The 18310-nt window shown below is 61.3% G+C and carries 17 protein-coding genes and 1 riboswitch; of the genes, 10 read left to right on the top strand and 7 right to left on the bottom strand.

All coding sequences use genetic code 11. From position 1 onward, the window contains the following. Positions 1-11: 11 nt before the first annotated feature. Both epd and tkt read right to left on the bottom strand, forming a co-directional pair. Positions 12-1061 carry an erythrose-4-phosphate dehydrogenase gene (gene epd / locus ACODSV_RS13670; protein WP_024077847.1) on the bottom strand — a complete coding sequence of 350 codons (1050 nt, stop codon included), beginning with the start codon at positions 1059-1061 and terminating at the stop codon, positions 12-14. 138 nt (positions 1062-1199) lie between these two features. Beyond that, entirely contained in the window at positions 1200-3197 is a 1998-nt protein-coding gene (gene tkt, locus ACODSV_RS13665; protein WP_150054285.1) for a transketolase, read from the bottom strand. Positions 3198-3469: 272 nt separating this feature from the next. Here tkt and ACODSV_RS13660 point away from each other — a divergent pair, with 272 nt between their 5' ends. The 5 genes from ACODSV_RS13660 (at position 3470) to ACODSV_RS13640 (ending at position 8467) form a co-directional block, all read left to right on the top strand. After that, positions 3470-4465 carry an ArsR/SmtB family transcription factor gene (locus ACODSV_RS13660; RefSeq protein WP_102623701.1) on the top strand — a complete coding sequence of 332 codons (996 nt, stop codon included), beginning with the start codon at positions 3470-3472 and terminating at the stop codon, positions 4463-4465. Between the two features lie 19 nt (positions 4466-4484). Beyond that, the gene (metK, locus tag ACODSV_RS13655; protein WP_024077850.1) at positions 4485-5675 is read left to right on the top strand and encodes a methionine adenosyltransferase; all 1191 of its coding nucleotides are present in this window, start codon (positions 4485-4487) and stop codon (positions 5673-5675) included. A gap of 219 nt (positions 5676-5894) precedes the next feature. Next, positions 5895-6242 carry a hypothetical protein gene (locus ACODSV_RS13650; protein WP_024077851.1) on the top strand — a complete coding sequence of 116 codons (348 nt, stop codon included), beginning with the start codon at positions 5895-5897 and terminating at the stop codon, positions 6240-6242. A 98-nt stretch (positions 6243-6340) separates the two neighbouring features. After that, positions 6341-8002: an NAD-dependent DNA ligase LigB gene (gene ligB, locus ACODSV_RS13645; RefSeq protein WP_411741547.1), complete on the top strand. Its 1662-nt coding sequence runs from the start codon at positions 6341-6343 to the stop codon at positions 8000-8002. Positions 8003-8071: 69 nt separating this feature from the next. Further along, positions 8072-8467, top strand: a complete 396-nt coding sequence (locus ACODSV_RS13640; protein WP_024077853.1) for a DUF1090 domain-containing protein — start codon at positions 8072-8074, stop codon at positions 8465-8467. Positions 8468-8473: 6 nt separating this feature from the next. Here ACODSV_RS13640 and ACODSV_RS13635 read toward each other — a convergent pair whose 3' ends face one another. Continuing rightward, positions 8474-8923 carry a c-type cytochrome gene (locus ACODSV_RS13635; protein ID WP_024077854.1) on the bottom strand — a complete coding sequence of 150 codons (450 nt, stop codon included), beginning with the start codon at positions 8921-8923 and terminating at the stop codon, positions 8474-8476. Positions 8924-9051: 128 nt separating this feature from the next. Between ACODSV_RS13635 and mltA the strand changes: the two genes are divergently transcribed. Continuing rightward, positions 9052-10236: a murein transglycosylase A gene (gene mltA / locus ACODSV_RS13630; RefSeq protein ID WP_150054287.1), complete on the top strand. Its 1185-nt coding sequence runs from the start codon at positions 9052-9054 to the stop codon at positions 10234-10236. A 135-nt stretch (positions 10237-10371) separates the two neighbouring features. On the opposite strand, the gene ACODSV_RS13625 is transcribed toward mltA, so the two are convergent. Continuing rightward, a complete protein-coding gene (locus ACODSV_RS13625) occupies positions 10372-10758 on the bottom strand; it encodes an MAPEG family protein (RefSeq protein WP_024077856.1) in 387 nt (128 codons plus the stop codon). A gap of 32 nt (positions 10759-10790) precedes the next feature. After that, complete coding sequence (locus tag ACODSV_RS13620; protein WP_024077857.1) at positions 10791-11624, bottom strand: EamA family transporter; 834 nt, start codon at positions 11622-11624, stop codon at positions 10791-10793. Positions 11625-11748: 124 nt separating this feature from the next. Here ACODSV_RS13620 and ACODSV_RS13615 point away from each other — a divergent pair, with 124 nt between their 5' ends. After that, entirely contained in the window at positions 11749-13008 is a 1260-nt protein-coding gene (locus ACODSV_RS13615; protein ID WP_342308498.1) for a cation:proton antiporter, read from the top strand. Here ACODSV_RS13615 and ACODSV_RS13610 read toward each other — a convergent pair. Next, entirely contained in the window at positions 13002-13889 is an 888-nt protein-coding gene (locus tag ACODSV_RS13610) for a formate/nitrite transporter family protein (protein ID WP_024077859.1), read from the bottom strand. The genes ACODSV_RS13615 and ACODSV_RS13610 overlap by 7 nt on opposite strands. A 75-nt stretch (positions 13890-13964) precedes the next feature. Continuing rightward, entirely contained in the window at positions 13965-14369 is a 405-nt protein-coding gene (locus tag ACODSV_RS13605) for an acyl-CoA thioesterase (RefSeq protein WP_041161043.1), read from the bottom strand. 198 nt (positions 14370-14567) lie between these two features. Then, positions 14568-14674: riboswitch (S-adenosyl-L-homocysteine riboswitch) on the top strand. 21 nt (positions 14675-14695) lie between these two features. On the opposite strand from ACODSV_RS13605, the gene ahcY reads away from it, so the two are divergent. From ahcY to ACODSV_RS13590, 3 genes are all read left to right on the top strand, one after another. Continuing rightward, positions 14696-16105, top strand: a complete 1410-nt coding sequence (ahcY, locus tag ACODSV_RS13600) for an adenosylhomocysteinase (protein WP_069077187.1) — start codon at positions 14696-14698, stop codon at positions 16103-16105. Between the two features lie 167 nt (positions 16106-16272). After that, complete coding sequence (gene metF, locus ACODSV_RS13595) at positions 16273-17118, top strand: methylenetetrahydrofolate reductase [NAD(P)H] (RefSeq protein WP_069077461.1); 846 nt, start codon at positions 16273-16275, stop codon at positions 17116-17118. A 78-nt stretch (positions 17119-17196) separates the two neighbouring features. Beyond that, positions 17197-18279 carry a hypothetical protein gene (locus tag ACODSV_RS13590; protein ID WP_024077863.1) on the top strand — a complete coding sequence of 361 codons (1083 nt, stop codon included), beginning with the start codon at positions 17197-17199 and terminating at the stop codon, positions 18277-18279. Positions 18280-18310 lie beyond the last annotated feature (31 nt).

Raw genomic sequence — 18310 nt, 5'->3', positions numbered from 1 at the left:
AATTCCTGAGGCTAAAGTTTTGGAGAGGCTGTTTGCAGATAGTGTTCTGCGACGTCCAGCATACGGTTGGCAAACCCCCATTCGTTGTCGAACCAGGCCAGGATGTTCACCAGCCTCGGGCCGGAAACGCGGGTCTGGCTGGCATCGACAATCGCCGAATGCGGGTCATGGTTGAAATCACAACTGGCGTGGGGCAACTCGGTATAGGCCAGAAGGCCCTTGAGCGGGCCGCTGGTGGCGGCGTCACGCAGGATCCGGTTGACCTCCTCGGCATCGGTGTCGCTGACGGTTTGCATGGTGATGTCCAGGCAGGACACGTTCACCGTCGGCACCCGTACGGCTTTGGCCTGAATTCGCCCGGCAAGTTCCGGCAACAGTCGTTCGATGCCGCGCGCCAGGCCGGTGGACACCGGAATCACTGACTGGAACGCCGAGCGCGTGCGGCGCAGGTCTTCGTGGTGATAGGCGTCGATCACCGGCTGGTCGTTCATCGCCGAGTGGATGGTGGTAATCGACACATAGTCCAGGCCGATCGCCTGATCCAGAAGGCGCAACAGCGGTACGCTGCAGTTGGTGGTGCAAGAGGCGTTGGACACCAGCAACTCATGACCGGTGAGGCAATCCTGGTTGATGCCGTAGACGATGGTGGCGTCGACATCCGCCTCGCTGGCCATCGGCTGGGAAAACAACACGCGCGGGGCGCCGGCATCGAGAAAACGCTGGCCATCGGCGCGGGTGTTATAGGCACCGGAGCATTCCAGCACCAGGTCGACGCCCAGCGCCGCCCAGTCGATGCCCTCGGGGGTGGCACTGCGCAACACTTTCACGCAGTCGCCCTTGATATGCAGACAATCGCCTTCGACCCGCACTTCGCCCGGAAAGCGGCCGTGGGTGGAGTCAAAGCGTGTCAGGTATTCGATACTGGCCATGTCGGCCAGGTCATTGATCGCGACAATTTCAAAACCGGCCGCCGCCCCTCGCTCGAACAGAGCACGCAAGACGCAACGACCAATGCGGCCGTAGCCGTTGAGTGCAACTTTGTAGGGACGCGGTTGGGGCATGGGGTTCTCGATCAAGGTTAGTTCGGTGTTGAATGCAGTATCGCCATCGCGGGCAAGCCCGCTCCCACATTAGACCGAGATCCAAATGTGGGAGCGGGCTTGCCCGCGATAGCGCCAGTACAGACAACGCAGACTGACTTAGTCTTCCAGCAGCTCTTCAGCCTGACCCAGGATGTTATCCAGGGTGAAACCGAATTCTTCGAACAACGCCGGTGCCGGCGCCGACTCACCGTAGGTGGTCATGCCGATCACGCGGCCTTCCAGGCCCACGTACTTGTACCAGTAGTCGGCGTGAGCCGCTTCGATGGCGATACGCGCGCTGACCTGCAACGGCAGCACCGACTGTTTGTAGTCGGCATCCTGGGCTTCGAACACGCTGGTGCACGGCATGGAAACAACGCGCACGTTGCGGCCCTGGGCAGTCAGCTTGTCGTATGCCTGGACGGTCAGGCCCACTTCGGAACCGGTGGAGATCAGGATCAGTTCCAGCTCGCCGATGCAGTCCTTGAGCACGTAGCCGCCACGGCTGATGTCGGCGATCTGCGCGTCGGTACGCACCTGGTGTTGCAGGTTCTGGCGAGAGAAGATCAGCGCCGAAGGGCCGTCCTTGCGCTCGATCGCATGTTTCCAGGCCACGGCGGATTCGACCGCGTCGGCTGGGCGCCAGCAATCCAGGTTCGGCGTGGTACGCAGGCTGGTCAGTTGCTCGACCGGCTGGTGCGTCGGGCCGTCTTCGCCCAGGCCGATGGAGTCGTGGGTGTACACATGGATCACACGCTTCTTCATCAGCGCCGCCATGCGGACTGCGTTACGTGCATATTCCATGAACATCAGGAAGGTCGCACCGTAAGGCACCAGGCCGCCATGCAGGGACACGCCGTTCATGATGGCGCTCATGCCGAACTCGCGCACACCGTAGTACATATAGTTGCCGCTGGCGTCTTCGGCCGAGACACCTTTGCAGCCTTTCCACAGGGTCAGGTTGGAACCGGCCAGGTCGGCCGAACCGCCGAGGAACTCGGGCAGCAGCGGGCCAAAGGCGTTCAGGGTGTTCTGGCTGGCTTTACGGCTGGCGATGGTCTCGCCCTTGGCCGCGACTTCGGCGATGTAGGCCGAGGCTTTTTCCGAGAAGTCGGCAGGCAGGTCACCGGCCAGGCGGCGTACCAGCTCGTTGGCCAATTCCGGGAATTCAGCGGAGTAGGCGGCGAAGCGCTGGTCCCACTCGGCTTCGGTGGCCAGGCCTTTTTCCTTGGCATCCCATTCGGCGTAGATGTCGGCCGGGATTTCGAACGGACCGTGGTTCCACTTCAGCGCGGCGCGGGTCAGGGCGATTTCCGCGTCACCCAGGGGGGCACCGTGGCAGTCTTCTTTACCTTGCTTGTTGGGCGAACCGAAACCGATGGTGGTCTTGCAGCAGATCAGCGTCGGCTGCTCGCTCTTGCGGGCGGTGTCGATGGCGGTCTTGATTTCTTCCGGATCGTGGCCGTCGACATTGCGGATCACCTGCCAGTTGTAGGCTTCGAAACGCTTCGGGGTGTCGTCGGTGAACCAGCCTTCGACTTCGCCGTCGATGGAGATGCCGTTGTCATCGTAGAAGGCGATCAGCTTGCCCAGGCCCAGGGTACCGGCCAGGGAAGCGACTTCATGGGAAATGCCTTCCATCATGCAGCCATCACCCAGGAACACGTAGGTGTGGTGGTCAACGATGTGGTGGCCAGGGCGGTTGAATTGCGCGCCCAGGACTTTTTCAGCCAGCGCGAAACCTACGGCGTTGGCCAGGCCTTGGCCCAGGGGACCGGTAGTGGTCTCGACGCCTGGGGTGTAGCCGAATTCCGGGTGGCCCGGGGTGCGGCTGTGCAGCTGGCGGAAGCTCTTGAGGTCATCGATGGTGACGTCGTAGCCGGTCAGGTGCAGCAGCGAGTAGATCAGCATCGAGCCGTGGCCGTTGGACAGCACAAAGCGGTCACGGTCGGCGAACGATGGGTTGCTCGGGTTGTGTTTCAGGTAGTCACGCCAAAGTACCTCGGCGATATCCGCCATGCCCATCGGGGCACCGGGATGGCCGCTGTTGGCTTTTTGCACGGCATCCATGCTGAGGGCACGAATGGCGTTGGCACGCTCACGACGGCTGGGCATCGCTGTTCTCCTGAGGATTTTGAATAGTGAGTGATTAAAAGAAACGGAAAAAAGGACCGGCATTTTCCCTCAGCCACCGCCTGCGGGCAATGACAGATAGTCACTTGCAGGTGTTTTTCCTGTGCTTTGCGCGGCAATCGCTTGCAGAAACCTTTAACCGCTTCGTCTAAAGGTTATAGCGACTGTTTATAACCGCCACTTATCGTCCAATATCAAAACTTTTTGATATTGGCCTTGCGAGGAGACCCACCCGTCACTAGACTGCTGGCCTTATGAACCTACCCGTGCCCTCCCTGCGTCCTGACGACGGCGATGACCTGGCAGCCTTGTGCAAGGCCGCTGGTGACCCGTTGCGCCTGAACGTATTGCGCGCACTGGCCAACGACTCTTTCGGTGTACTGGAGTTGGCGCAGATTTTCGCCATTGGCCAGTCCGGCATGAGCCACCACTTGAAGGTATTGGCCCAGGCCGACCTGGTGGCCACCCGCCGCGAAGGCAATGCGATTTTTTACCGCCGCGCCCTGCCCCACTCCGACGTGCTCGGCGGAAAGCTTCATGCCGCCCTGCTCGACGAAGTGGACAGCCTCAACCTGCCCAACGACGTGCAATCACGCATCGGCCAGGTACACGGACAACGCGCTGCGGCCAGCCAGGACTTTTTCTCGCGGGTTGCCGAGAAGTTTCGTGCCCAGCAGGACCTGATCGCCGGTTTGCCCCAATATCGCGAAAGCGTACTGGCGCTATTGGACAAGCTGAGCTTCAGTCATGAGGCCACGGCATTGGAAGTCGGGCCTGGGGATGGCGGCTTTCTGCCAGAACTGGCGCGCCGTTTCGGCCAGGTCACCGCGCTGGACAACAGCCCGGCAATGCTTGAGCTGGCACGCCAGCTCTGCGAGCGCGAGGCGTTGGGCAATGTCCGCCTGCAGTTGGCCGACGCGCTGACTCATACGGGCCTGAAGGCCGATTGCGTGGTGCTGAACATGGTCCTGCACCATTTCGCAGCCCCCGCCGACGCCCTCAAGCAGATGGCGAACTTGCTGCAACCCGGCGGTAGCCTGCTGGTTACAGATTTATGCAGCCACAACCAGAATTGGGCCAGGGAGGCCTGCGGTGATCTCTGGTTGGGTTTTGAACAGGACGACCTGGCCCGTTGGGCCACCGCTGCGGGGCTCGTTCCCGGGGAAAGCCTCTATGTAGGTTTACGTAATGGTTTCCAGATTCAGGTCCGCCATTTTCAGCGACCGGCTGGCGACACTCACCATCGGTAAATATCAGGAAAACATCGAGATGAGCGAATACTCCCTTTTCACCTCCGAGTCCGTGTCTGAAGGGCATCCGGACAAAATCGCCGACCAGATTTCTGATGCGGTGCTGGACGCCATCATTGCTGAAGACAAGTTCGCCCGTGTGGCGTGCGAGACTCTGGTGAAAACCGGTGTAGCGATCATCGCTGGCGAAGTGACCACTACCGCCTGGGTTGACCTGGAGCAGATCGTTCGTGACGTGATCACCGACATCGGCTACAACAGCTCCGACGTCGGCTTTGACGGCGCTACCTGCGGCGTGATGAACATCATCGGCAAGCAGTCCCCTGACATCAACCAGGGCGTCGACCGCGCCAAGCCTGAAGATCAGGGTGCCGGCGACCAGGGCCTGATGTTCGGCTACGCCAGCAACGAAACCGACGTGCTGATGCCAGCACCGATCACCTTCTCGCACCAGCTCGTGCAACGTCAGGCCGAAGCGCGCAAATCCGGCCTGCTGCCTTGGCTGCGCCCGGACGCCAAGTCCCAGGTGACCTGCCGTTATGAAGGCGGCAAGGTGGTCGGCATCGACGCAGTCGTCCTGTCGACCCAGCACAACCCGGACGTTTCCTACGCTGACCTGCGCGAAGGCGTGATGGAACTGATCGTCAAGCACGTGCTGCCCGCCGAACTGCTGAGCAAAGACACTCAGTTCCATATCAACCCGACTGGCCAGTTCATCATCGGTGGCCCGGTCGGCGACTGCGGTCTGACCGGTCGCAAGATCATCGTTGACAGCTACGGCGGCATGGCCCGGCATGGCGGTGGCGCGTTCTCCGGTAAAGATCCGTCCAAGGTTGACCGTTCCGCGGCCTACGCCGGTCGCTACGTGGCCAAGAACATCGTCGCCGCCGGCCTGGCCGAGCGCTGCGAGATCCAGGTGTCCTACGCCATCGGCGTGGCCCAGCCTACGTCGATCTCGCTGAACACTTTCGGTACCGGCAAGATCAGCGATGACAAGATCGTCAAACTGGTGCGCGAGATCTTCGACCTGCGCCCTTACGCGATCACCACCATGCTCGACCTGCTGCACCCGATGTACCAGGAAACCGCAGCCTACGGCCACTTCGGTCGTACCCCTGCGCAGAAGACCGTCGGCGACGACACCTTCACCACCTTCACCTGGGAAAAGACCGACCGCGCCAACGACCTGCGCATTGCTGCCGGCCTGTAATCGCTCGCGTCATCCAAAGCCCTGCCGGGTTTTCCCGGCGGGGCTTTTTATTGTCGGGTGAATCGCGGTGACGTTCACATTTTTTGGATCCAAAGCTTGCAGGCCAAATAATGGCCCACTAGAATCCGCGCCCTCTCGGGCCCTCCACCTTAATTGGATATTGCACTGCGCCAGCCCGGGATAGATAAGTGCGCAGGCAATCGAACATTGAGGTTTTTCATGCGCATCTCCACGCTCGTCCCCGCCGCCCTTCTGCTCAGCCTGCTCGCCCTGCCGGCCCACGCCGCCGACCTGAGCGCCCTGAGTGGCGCCCTGACCTCCCAACTGGGTGGCAATGCCGGCGACTGCCAGAAGCAAGCCGCAGACCTGCAAACCAAAATCGATGCGGCCGAAGCCAGCAAAGACACCATGAAAGTGAAGGCATTCAAAGCCGCACAAGACCAGGTCAACAAAGGTTGCAACAAACTCGCTGAAACCCAAGCCAAAGCCGACGCCAAGCAGCAAAACCAGGAAGCCAAGGCGGATAAGCCGGACGCCGTGAAAGCCTTGGGTGGTTTGTTCAAGTAACTGGAAACACCCGGTAAAAAGCCCCGCACTGCCGGGGCTTTTTTGTGGAAGAGAGGATCATTTAGGCTGGGCGCCCTTTTCGAGCAAGGATGCTCATGATGCGTTCAGTGATCACTCTTCTAGTCAGTGCTCTGCCCATTTTGTGTTGGGCAGATGAATGCCCTGATGAAGCCAGGTCGCAGGTCAATACCCTCGCCGAACACATTCGCCTGTGGGATGACAGCTACCATCGACTCGGCCATTCGCCCATCAGCGATGAGCTCTACGACCAGGCCCGCCAGCGCCTGGCCAACTGGCGCCAATGCGTCTCCCCCTCCGCGGCGACCACAGACAAACCGCTGGCCAGTTCACGCGGCACCGTGCCGCACCCGATTGCCCATACGGGCCTGGAAAAACTGCTGGATGAACAGGCCGTTGGCGAATGGTTGCGCGTGCGCCAGGATGTCTGGATTCAACCCAAGGTCGACGGCGTTGCCGTCACGCTGGTGTACCGCCAGGGCCACTTGAGCCAAGTCATCAGCCGCGGTGACGGCCGACTCGGCCAGGATTGGTCAGCCTCTTCCAGCAGGATCCCGGCCATCGTCCAACGCTTGCCTGAACCCATCGACCTGGTGTTGCAGGGCGAGCTCTACTGGCGTCTCGACGACCACGTGCAATCGGCACAGGGTGGGCTCAATGCCCGCAGCAAAGTGGCCGGGCTGATGAACCGTCGCCAGCTGAGCGACGCCGATGCAGCCGGAATCGGCCTGTTCGTCTGGGCCTGGCCCGAGGGTCCGGAGGACTTTACCGAACGTCTGGCTACCCTGGCGCGCTGGGGGTTCACGGACAGCCAAGACTACAGCCACCCGGTCAAAAACATCACGGAAGCCGCCCATTGGCGCACCCACTGGTATACCCATCCACTGCCGTTCGCCAGCGATGGCGTCGTGTTGCACCAGGCCGTGCGCGCCCCCGCCGAACGCTGGCAGGTCAGCACGCCTTATTGGGCGGTCGCCTGGAAATACCCCGCTGCCAAGGCCCTGGCGCTGGTGCGTGACGTGCAGTTCAAGATCGGCCGCACCGGGCGCATCACGCCGTTGCTGGAACTCGAGCCGGTGCGGCTGGACGACCGGCAGATCAGCCGGGTCAGCGTCGGCTCCCTGAAACGCTGGCAAGCGCTGGACATCCGCCCCGGCGACCAGGTAGCCATCAGCCTCGCCGGCCAAGTGATCCCACGCTTGGACGAAGTCATCCTGCGCAACGAAACCCGAGTCGCCATGGCCGTGCCCCATGCCCGGGATTTTCACGCGCTGAGCTGCTGGCAACTCGACCCCGGCTGCGAAGAACAATTGCTCGCGCGCCTGACCTGGCTGAGCGGCAACCAGGGCCTGGCGTTACCGCATTTGGGCCGCGAGACCTGGAACGTATTGATCCAGGCCGGTCTAATCGCTGGCTTTCTCGATTGGTTAACCCTGGATGCGGCAGAGCTTGCTAACATTGATGGCTTCGGCGATCGCAGCCGTGCGCGACTGCTCGACAGCATTCGCAGCGCGCGGCAACGGCCTTTCGCGCAATGGCTCAAAGCCCTGGGTGTACCGCCCGTGGCACGCAATAACCTGGAAGGCGGCTGGCAGACGCTGGTCGCCCGGGACACCCAAGCCTGGCAGGCCATCGATGGCATTGGCCCGGGTCGCGCAGCGCAATTGAGCGCTTTTTTTCACGACCCACAAGTCCAGGCGTTGGCTGAGACACTCCGCGTGGCCGGGATAGACGGGTTTTGAACCGGCCCGACCACCTTTGAACCTCGGCAGAATTCACCCTGCCATCCGATTGCGACCTTGGAGCTCCACATGAAATTTCTAGCCCCCCTTGCCCTGTTGACCGTCGCAAGCTTCATGGCCACGCCATCGCTGGCGGCCGAAGACACGCAACCCCTGACCGGCTGCGCCGCCAAGCGCCAGGCCATCAGCACCCAGATCGAACAGGCCAAGGCCCATGGCAACAGCGAACAACAGGCCGGCCTGGAAAAAGCCCTGGCTGAAGTCACCGCCAACTGCAATGACGCCGCCTTGAAGAAGGAACGCGAAAACAAGGTGCTCGACGCCAAGCACGAAGTCAGCCGTCGTCAGGCCGACCTCGACAAAGCGATGAAAAAGGGTGACGCGGACAAGATCAACAAGCGCAAGGACAAGCTTGCCCAGTCACGCAAAGACCTGCAGGACGCCGTGGAAGAGCTCGACCAGTAAAATCGGTCAGTGGTCTCGGAACTGTTTATGGCAAGCGCTGCAGGCATCTTCAACTTTCTGCACCGCCGGCCCCAGGTTGGCGGCCTTGTAAGGCTGCACCTGGCTGGCGATCACCAATTCACCGGTGGCCGCTTCAAGGTTGCGCGCCAGCTCCTGGAAACGTGCCTGCTGCTGCCAGACATCGTCCTTTGCGCTGGTGTGATCTTCTTCGCGCACACTCGGAAAATGCTTCCACGGCTCATGGGACAGGGCATCGAGCTTGACCGCCCCTTCGGCGAACTTTGCGCCGTCGAACGGGATGCGCCCACGCAACATGCCGCCCAGGTCTTCGCCGGTTTTGAGCATCTGCTTGAAGATCGCCTTGCGCTGGCCCAGGGGGGAGTTGGGGTCAACGCCGCCACAGGCAGACAAGGCCAGGCAGGCCAGCAATACAACCGTCAATTTTTTAAAAGTCATGGTGGCTCACGGTCACGGAAAACGGCGGCCAGTATCCTCGCCCCGCCCGAAAAGACCAATAGCCCTATTAATAATAAGGGTTGCCCCAACGCGCGATGGCGCAGGCAATCGCTTCAGGAATTACCCCTATGAATGTCACCTTGAAACCCTGGAGCCGCCGCCTGGCGTGGGCTCTACCGATGATCGCGCTGCTGGCCGGCTGCGACGCGGGCAAAGATGCCGGCAAAGATGAAACCGTAAAACCCCATGCCATAGCCACCTACGTGAACGCACCGTGGGAAGCGTTGCCGGCGGTGTCCGACAGCGACCTGCTGGCCGGGTTTGAATCCTGGCGCAGCGCCTGCCAGCGTCTCAAGGCCGACCCTGTGTGGGGCGCCACGTGCACGGCGGCGGCCGCAGTGCCGGGTGATGCCGTGGCAATCCGCGGCTTCCTCAAGGAGCGCCTGGATGTGTTCGGCCTGCGCTCGGCGGACAATAGCCCGAACGGCCTGATCACCGGCTACTACGAACCGGTCTACCCCGGCAGCCTGACCCAGACCGCCAACGCCCATGTGCCGGTGTACGGCGTGCCGGATGACCTGATCATCGTCAACCTGGAAAGCATTTACCCCGAACTCAAGGGCAAGCGCCTGCGCGGCCGCCTCGAAGGTCGCGTGCTCAAGCCCTATGACGATGCCAGCACGGTCAATGGCCAAGGCTCCAGCGCCAAGCCGATCGCCTGGCTGACCAACCCGATGGACCTGCAATTCCTGCAGATCCAGGGCTCCGGCCGTATCCAGCTGGCCGGCGGTCGTCAACTACGCGTCGGCTACGGCGACCAGAACGGCTACCCCTATCGCCCTATCGGCCGCTGGCTGGTGGAACAAGGCGAACTGAAAAAAGAAGACGTGACCATGGGCGCCATCAGCACTTGGGCCAAGGCACACCCACAGCGCATTCCCGAGCTGCTGGCGAGCAACCCCAGCTACGTCTTCTTCAGCGCCCGCCCGGACAGCAACGAAGGCCCACGCGGTTCGCTGAATGTGCCATTGACCGCCGGCTACAGCGTGGCGGTGGATCGCAAGGTGATCCCACTGGGTAGCCTGTTGTGGCTGTCGACCACCAAGCCCGATGGTTCACCGATCACACGACCCGTCGCGGCCCAGGACACGGGCGGCGCCATTACCGGCGAGGTGCGGGCAGACTTGTTCTGGGGCACGGGCGATGCCGCGGGCGAGCTGGCCGGCAATATGAAGCAGCAGGGGCAGATCTGGATGCTGTGGCCCAAAGGCGCAGCGTTACCGCAGGTACCGGATGCGCCAGCCGGCAGCTGACAGCCGCTGAACGTCAACGATGAAACCGGCCGTTGTGGCCGGGAAGCTTGCTCCCGTTGGGCTGCGCAGCGGCCCCAGCGGTTTTGGGAGCGCTACGCACGCCCGCGGGAGCAAGCGTGCTCCCGCGAAGCCAGGTCAGATCGAGACGAAGAAGAAACTCGCAATCAGCACCATGCCCACCGTCCACACCAACGAACGCAATATCGCCCAGTCCGCCAGGTAGCAGATGATGTACAGCAGGCGGCTGGTGATAAACAGCACCGCCAGCACGTTGATGGTCACCAGCGACGCCGTACCGGCGATGTGCGCAATGATCACCGCCGCGGCAAACGCCGGGGTCACTTCAAAGCTGTTGAGTTGCGCACTGTGGGCACGCTTGGCAAAGCCTTCGAGGGTATCGAGGAAAGCGCGCGGGTCGTGGTTCTGCCTGAGGCCGAACTTGCCGCCACTGAACTTGGCGACGCCCGTGCACAGGTACGGCAGAAAGATTGCAATCAACACACACCAGAAAGCCGCTGTCATCACTCATTCCTTTTTTTGGTTTTATCCGACGGTTAGAGCTTCATCACGAACATGCCGATCAGCACCAACCCACAGGCTATGAGCCGTGGCCGGCCGAAAGGTTCTTTCAGATAACGCATGCCGAACAACACCACCAGGATCACGCTGACTTCCCGCAGCGCGGCAGCCTCGGCAATCGAGCCCAACTGCATGGCCCAGAGCACCAGAGCGTAGCTCAACAATACGCAGAACCCCACGCTCAACCCCAGCCGCCATTGGGTGCGCCAGAACAGGTTGAACGCCGCGCGCTTGCGTACCACCGCCAGCAACGGGAATGGCCAGGCGCTGATCAGCGTCAGCCACACCAGGTAATCCAGCGGGTGTGACCAGCGCCGCAATGCCTGGCCGTCCAGGAAGGTATAGCAGCCAATGCACAGGCCGATCAGCGCCACTACCGGCAACATCGACCAGGGCAAACGGTCGCCACCACCGCCCTGCCATAGCAGGCACAGCATGCCGAACGGGATCAGCAGGATGCCGAGGATTTGCTGGGTGCTCAGCACTTCACCGGCGAACACCAGAGTCAACGCCAGTACCACCAGGGGCGACAGGCCACGCATCAGCGGATAGACCAGCCCCAGGTCGCCGACGCGATAAGCTTGAATCAGCAGATAACGGTAGAGCAGCTCAAACAGCGCCGAGGCGATGATCCACGGCCAGATGTCCAGCGGCGGCACCGACACAAACCCCACCGCCAGCACCACAAACAGCAAGGCCACAGTGTCCATGCAAGCGATCACAAGCAGGCGCTCGCCGCTGAACTTGATCAAGGTGTTCCAGGTCGCATGCAACAGCGCCGCTACCAGCACCAGAGCTGTCGCTACCAATGCAATCTCCTTAATTGATTCGTGATGTATCAACGCCTGTTTATACTAAACGCCGCCTCGGCGCACCTGCCGCGCCTGCATCTGCCCAGTTGAATCCCCTCTCCCACCTCCCCAAGGACCCCGGATGCTTGAACTTGTCGCCGCCTTCATTTGCCTCACCACCCTGCTCACCTATGTGAACTTCCGTTTTATCGGCCTGCCGCCCACCATTGGCGTGATGGTCACCGCCCTGCTGTTTTCGCTGATCCTGCAAGGCCTGAGCGTGCTCGGCTACCCAGGCCTGGAGGAACGTATCCAGCAGTTGATTGGCCAGATCGACTTCGGCGACCTGCTGATGAACTGGATGCTGTCGTTCCTGCTGTTCGCCGGCGCCTTGCACGTGAACCTCAACGACCTGCGCAGCTACCGTTGGCCCATCGGCCTGTTGGCGACCTTTGGCGTGCTGATCGCCACCGGGGTGATCGGCAGCCTGGCGTACTACATCTTCGCCCTGTTCGGCTGGCACGTGAGTTTCCTCTACTGCCTGCTGTTCGGCGCGCTGATCTCGCCCACCGACCCGATTGCGGTGCTGGGCGTGCTGCGTACCGCCAATGCGTCGAAACCACTGAAAACCACGATCGTCGGCGAGTCGCTGTTCAACGACGGTACAGCCGTAGTGGTGTTTACCGTATTGCTGGGTATCGCACAGTTGGGCGAGACGCCCACCGTGGGCGCCACCGCGATGCTGTTCGCCCATGAGGCAATCGGCGGCGTGGTGTTTGGCGGGCTGATCGGTTACCTGGTCTACCTGATGATCAAGAGCATCGAACAGCACCAGATCGAAGTGATGCTGACCCTGGCATTGGTGATCGGTGGCTCGGCGATGGCCACCGAACTGCACGTCTCGGCACCGATTGCGATGGTGGTGGCAGGCCTGATCATCGGCAACCTGGGCCGCAAGCTGGCGATGAACGATATGACCCGGCGCTACCTGGACGGTTTCTGGGAGTTGCTCGACGACATGCTCAACGCCCTGCTGTTCGCGTTGATCGGCATGGAGTTGTTGCTGTTGCCGTTCAACTGGCTGCATGTGTTCGCGGCCAGCTTGCTGGCGGTGGCGATCCTGCTGTCGCGCCTGCTGACAGTGGCCCCGGCGATCCTGCTGCTACGGCGCTGGCGCACGGTACCTCGCGGGACTATTCGCATCCTGACATGGGGCGGGCTGCGCGGTGGGGTTTCGGTGGCGCTGGCGCTGGCCCTGCCGTTGGGCCCGGAGCGCGACCTGCTGCTGAGCATCACCTACATTGTGGTGCTGTCGTCGATCCTGTTGCAGGGACTGAGCATCGGCAAGCTGGTCAAGCGCGTGACCGAGGGCGACCCCCAGGCCACGCCCGACACTCACTGACCCTTGTCAATCTGCTGCGGATGCCTGGGGTCCGCAGCCTTTTTGCCCGGCAAACTGCTTTCACTGCGAATCTGCGCGTGGCTGATCAACGCAAAGATAAAGCTGCCGCCAATGATATTGCCGGCCAGGGTCGGCCCGGCGAAGACCAGCCAGAAATCCTTCCACGGCAGCTCACCGGCGAACACCAGGTAGGACACCTCGGCCGAGCCCACAACGATGTGAGTGAAATCGCCCAAGGCCATCAGGTAGGTGATCAGGATGATGATCCACATCTTGGCGCTTTCCATGGACGGAATCATCCACACCATGGTCGCGATCATCCAACCGGAAACAATGCCTTTGGCAAACATCTGGCCGGCATCGTTTTCCATGATCTTGCGCCCGATTTCAAGGAAAGCATGGTCGGTCTTGGTATCGAAGATCGGCAGGTGCAGCATCACGTAGGCCACCAGCAGAGTGCCGCACAGGTTGCCCACCAGCACCACGCTCCACAACCTCAACAAGCGTCCGGCGTTGGCCAATGTAGGTTTGCTCATCACCGGCAACACCGCGGTCAGGGTGTTTTCGGTGAACAACTGCTGGCGTGCAAGAATCACCGCCAGAAAGCCCGCACAGTAACCGAAGCTGGCGATCACCTTGAACGCCTCGCCGTCCGGCAGGCGGGAATTGAGTAGCCCCATGGCCATCAACGACAGCCCCATGGTCAACCCGGCGGCCAGCGCCGACCACCACAAGGCAGCGACACTTCGCTCCAGCTCCTGGTCGCCCTGGGTACGGATGATTTCGTGCAGCACCGCTGCGCGGGGCGGTTGGTTTTTGTCGACGTCGTGCTGTTCTTCCTGCGACAGGTTGGGGGTCTTGCCGTCTTCTTGGGTGGCCATGGTGATACCTGAACGGGGGGCGGTGTTCAGGTACGACCTATCGCCTATCAAGAGCGTTCACTGCCACCCGCAGGATTAATTCTTGATGCCGTCTTCCTGGAATTGGTCCTTGACGTACTTGATCTCGGTACGGCCATGGGGCGCGGGTAAACCGTCCTCGCCGAGGTTGACGAAGACCATTTTTTCCACGGTCAGGATGCTTTTGCGGGTGATTTTGTTGCGCACTTCGCAGGTCAGGGTAATGGAGGTGCGGCCGAACTCGGTGGCGGTGATGCCCAGCTCGATGATGTCGCCCTGGCGCGAGGCGCTGACAAAGTTGATTTCGGAGATGTACTTGGTCACCACACGCTGGTTGCCCAGCTGGACAATCGCGTAGATGGCTGCTTCTTCGTCGATCCAGCGCAGCAGGCTGCCGCCGAACAGGGTGCCGTTGGGGTTGAGGTCTTCAGGTTTTACCCATTTGCGGGTGTGAAAGTTCATGGTCACTCCAAAGCGCGTGGCGAAATGATGGGCAACATCATGGCAGAGCCTGCCCCCAAGCTCTATGCGCCATTGCCTATCAAGCCGATGAGCGATCTTCATGTCGTCGACAGAAAGGCTTGGGAAGTGCCGCGTACACGGCTATAATCGCCCCCGCTTCAAAACGGTCATCTTCAGTTGATACCGTTCTCCCGCCACCTGTCCGAGGGGCGCTGCAGCAGGCTAGGCCTGTCAGGCTCGGATGGGGCGTTGTCCGGCCTGGTTGTCCTGGCCTGATACTAAACGCACAACGGCGCCCATTCGCACACTACGAATGGAGGCTCTTCATGAGCGCTGTAATTACGCCTGCAGATTTCACCGACTACAAAGTCGCCGACATGTCCCTCGCCGCCTGGGGCCGTCGCGAAACCTTTATCGCCGAATCCGAAATGCCAGCCCTGATGGGCCTGCGTCGCAAGTACGCCGCTGAGCAGCCGCTCAAGGGCGCGAAGATTCTCGGCTGCATCCACATGACCATCCAGACCGCCGTGCTGATCGAAACCCTGGTTGCCCTGGGTGCCGAAGTGCGTTGGTCGTCCTGCAACATCTTCTCGACCCAGGACCAGGCCGCTGCCGCCATCGCCGCCGCCGGTATCCCGGTATTCGCCTGGAAAGGCGAGACCGAAGAAGAGTACGAGTGGTGCCTGGAGCAAACCATCCTGAAAGATGGCGCGCCATGGGATGCCAACATGATCCTCGACGACGGCGGCGACCTGACCGCGCTGCTGCACACGAAGTACCCGCAGATCCTCGACCGCGTCCACGGCGTGACCGAAGAAACCACCACTGGCGTGCACCGCCTGCTGGACATGCTGGCCAAGGGCGAGCTGAAAATCCCGGCCATCAACGTCAACGACTCGGTGACCAAGAGCAAGAACGACAACAAGTACGGCTGCCGTCACAGCCTGAACGATGCCATCAAGCGCGGCACCGACCACCTGCTGTCGGGCAAGCAAGCCCTGGTGATCGGCTACGGTGACGTGGGCAAGGGTTCGTCCCAGTCCCTGCGTCAGGAAGGCATGATCGTCAAGGTTTCCGAAGTCGACCCGATCTGCGCCATGCAAGCCTGCATGGACGGTTTCGAAGTGGTTTCGCCGTTCATCGATGGCGTCAATGACGGCACCGAAGCGAGCATCGACAAGGCCCTGCTGGGCAAGATCGACCTGATCGTGACCACCACCGGCAACGTGAATGTTTGTGATTCGAACATGCTCAAGGCCCTGAAAAAGCGCGCCGTGGTGTGCAACATCGGTCACTTCGACAACGAGATCGACACCGCTTTCATGCGCAAGAACTGGGCATGGGAAGAAGTGAAGCCACAGGTACACAAGGTTCACCGTACCGGCGCTGGCGCTTTCGACCCACAGAACGACGACTACCTGATCCTGCTGGCTGAAGGCCGCCTGGTTAACCTGGGCAATGCCACCGGCCACCCAAGCCGCATCATGGACGGCTCGTTCGCCAACCAGGTACTGGCGCAGATCTTCCTGTTCGGCCAGAAGTACGCCGACCTGTCGCCAGCCCAGAAAGCCGAGCGCCTGACCGTGGAAGTACTGCCGAAGAAACTCGACGAAGAAGTGGCCCTGGAAATGGTCCGCGGCTTCGGCGGCGTGGTGACTCAACTGACCAAGACCCAGGCCGACTACATCGGCGTGACCGTCGAAGGTCCGTTCAAGCCGCACGCTTACCGCTACTAAGTAACCAGCCCGACCTGCTGTACCTGTAGGAGCGAGCTTGCTCGCGAAAAACTCAAAGGCACCGCGTTCATCCTGAATGCACGCGTTATCGTTGACGTTCTTCGCGAGCAAGCTCGCTCCTACAGTGCAGGTGGGTTGCACGCTTCTGAGTTTCAAAGGGTATGACCATGTCCCAAGACCGTCGCTACAGCTTCGAGTTCTTCCCCACCAAGACCGATGCTGGGCATGAAAAACTGATGGCGACTGCCAAGCAGTTGGCCAGCTACAACCCCGACTTCTTTTCCTGCACCTACGGCGCCGGCGGCTCGACCCGTGATCGTACGATCAACACCGTGTTGCAGCTGGAAAGCGAAGTCAAAGTTCCCGCCGCCCCGCACTTGTCGTGCGTGGGCGACAGCAAGGCCGACCTGCGCAGCCTGCTGACCCAATACCAGCAAGCCGGCATCAAGCGTATCGTCGCCCTGCGTGGCGACCTGCCCTCCGGCATGGGCATGGCCAGCGGTGAGCTGCGCCACGCCAATGACCTGGTGAGCTTCATCCGCGAGGAAAGCGGCGATCACTTCCATATCGAAGTGGCGGCTTACCCGGAGATGCACCCTCAGGCGCGCAATTTCGAAGATGATCTGCAGAATTTCGTGCGCAAGGCCAACGCTGGCGCCGACAGTGCGATCACCCAGTACTTCTTCAACGCCGACAGCTACTTCTACTTCGTCGAGCGTGTACGGGCCATGGGTGTGAACATCCCGATCGTGCCCGGCATCATGCCGATCACCAACTACAGCAAACTCGCGCGTTTTTCCGACGCCTGCGGTGCCGAGATTCCACGCTGGGTACGCAAGCAACTGGAAGCCTATGGCGACGACGTCAAGAGCATCCAGGCGTTCGGCGAACAGGTTATCAGCGAGATGTGTGAACAATTGTTGCAAGGTGGCGCGCCAGGGTTGCACTTCTATACCCTGAACCAGGCTGAACCCAGCCTTGCCATCTGGAACAACCTCAAGCTGCCACGCTAAAGCTTGTCCGGCTGTGCCAAGGCCCTCGTTTCTACGAGGGCCTTTGTCGTTTTACATGCCTACGGAACCCAGCAGTTCATGAATACAGCGCCCACGACTTCCCGCCCGCAACTGGTCTACCTGGTCTTTGGCTCCGAGACCTACCACCAGGAGGCGGTATTCAGTATCGCCAGCGCACTGGCGTTTCTGCAGGAAACCCCGGACGCCGCCGTGGACATCCAGGTATTCAGCGACAACCCACAGCCCTATCGCCTGCTGCCGGTGCGGGTGCGTCCGCTGGACGAGGCCACGCGCAAACGCTGGAGCGAGCCCCACGGCTATCATTTCCGCACCAAGCACGTGGCGCTGCGCCAAGTGCTGGAAGAGTCGCCGCTGGCGATCCTGATCGACACCGACACCTTCTTCCACCATTCGCCCATGGACCTGTTCGAGCGCGTGCAACCCGGCACGCTGTTGTGCAACGCGTTCTACACCCGGTATGGCGATAACCACGAAAGCGTCCTCTACACCGCGCTGCACCAGCGCCTGCTGGACATGGGCGTGGCCGACGATGACATGATGACCCTCAACTCCGGGGTCATGGGCCTGACGCAACAGGACGCGCATATCCTCGATCGCTCCATTGCGTTGATGGACGAACTGTTCCCCCACGCCCAGGGCGCCTACACCCTGGAAGAGTTCTGCCTGTCGATCGCCGCCTACCGCACCGTCAACGTGCGCGAGTGCCCGGACCTGATCCACCATTACTGGAGCCGCAAGCAACTGTTTCGCGCCAAGGTCAAGGCGTGGATCGCCAAGCACGCAGCCGCCCCCACCAGTGCGCTGGCCCTGGCCGATACTCGCCAGGTCTCGGCGCACCTGCCGCGCCCGCCTCGCGTGCAGCGCCTGATGTACAAGCTGATCACCCTGCTTTTGCCCAAGCACCAGCAGCAGTTCATCCGCGAAATCCTCTATGGCTGCTACGAGCATGAGAACGAATTCGACCAGGCTTGCGGCCCGGTTTGGTGGGACAAGGCCCGGCAGAACCAGGAAGAGCGGCAGAAACGCCCGATCGATGCCCACCAGCTGGAGCATTGGTTCGCCAACCCGGTGGTACGCCTGATTCTCGGCGCTCGACGCGCCGCGATCTACGAACACTTGATGACCTCGCCGGCCAAGTAGCAGCGCCCGCAGAAGCTTGCGCCAGAGCTTC

Source organism: Pseudomonas sp. FG86 (genome assembly GCF_057808775.1).
Note: the sequence above shows the minus strand (reverse complement) of the source record. Positions and strands in the feature narration are given on the sequence as shown.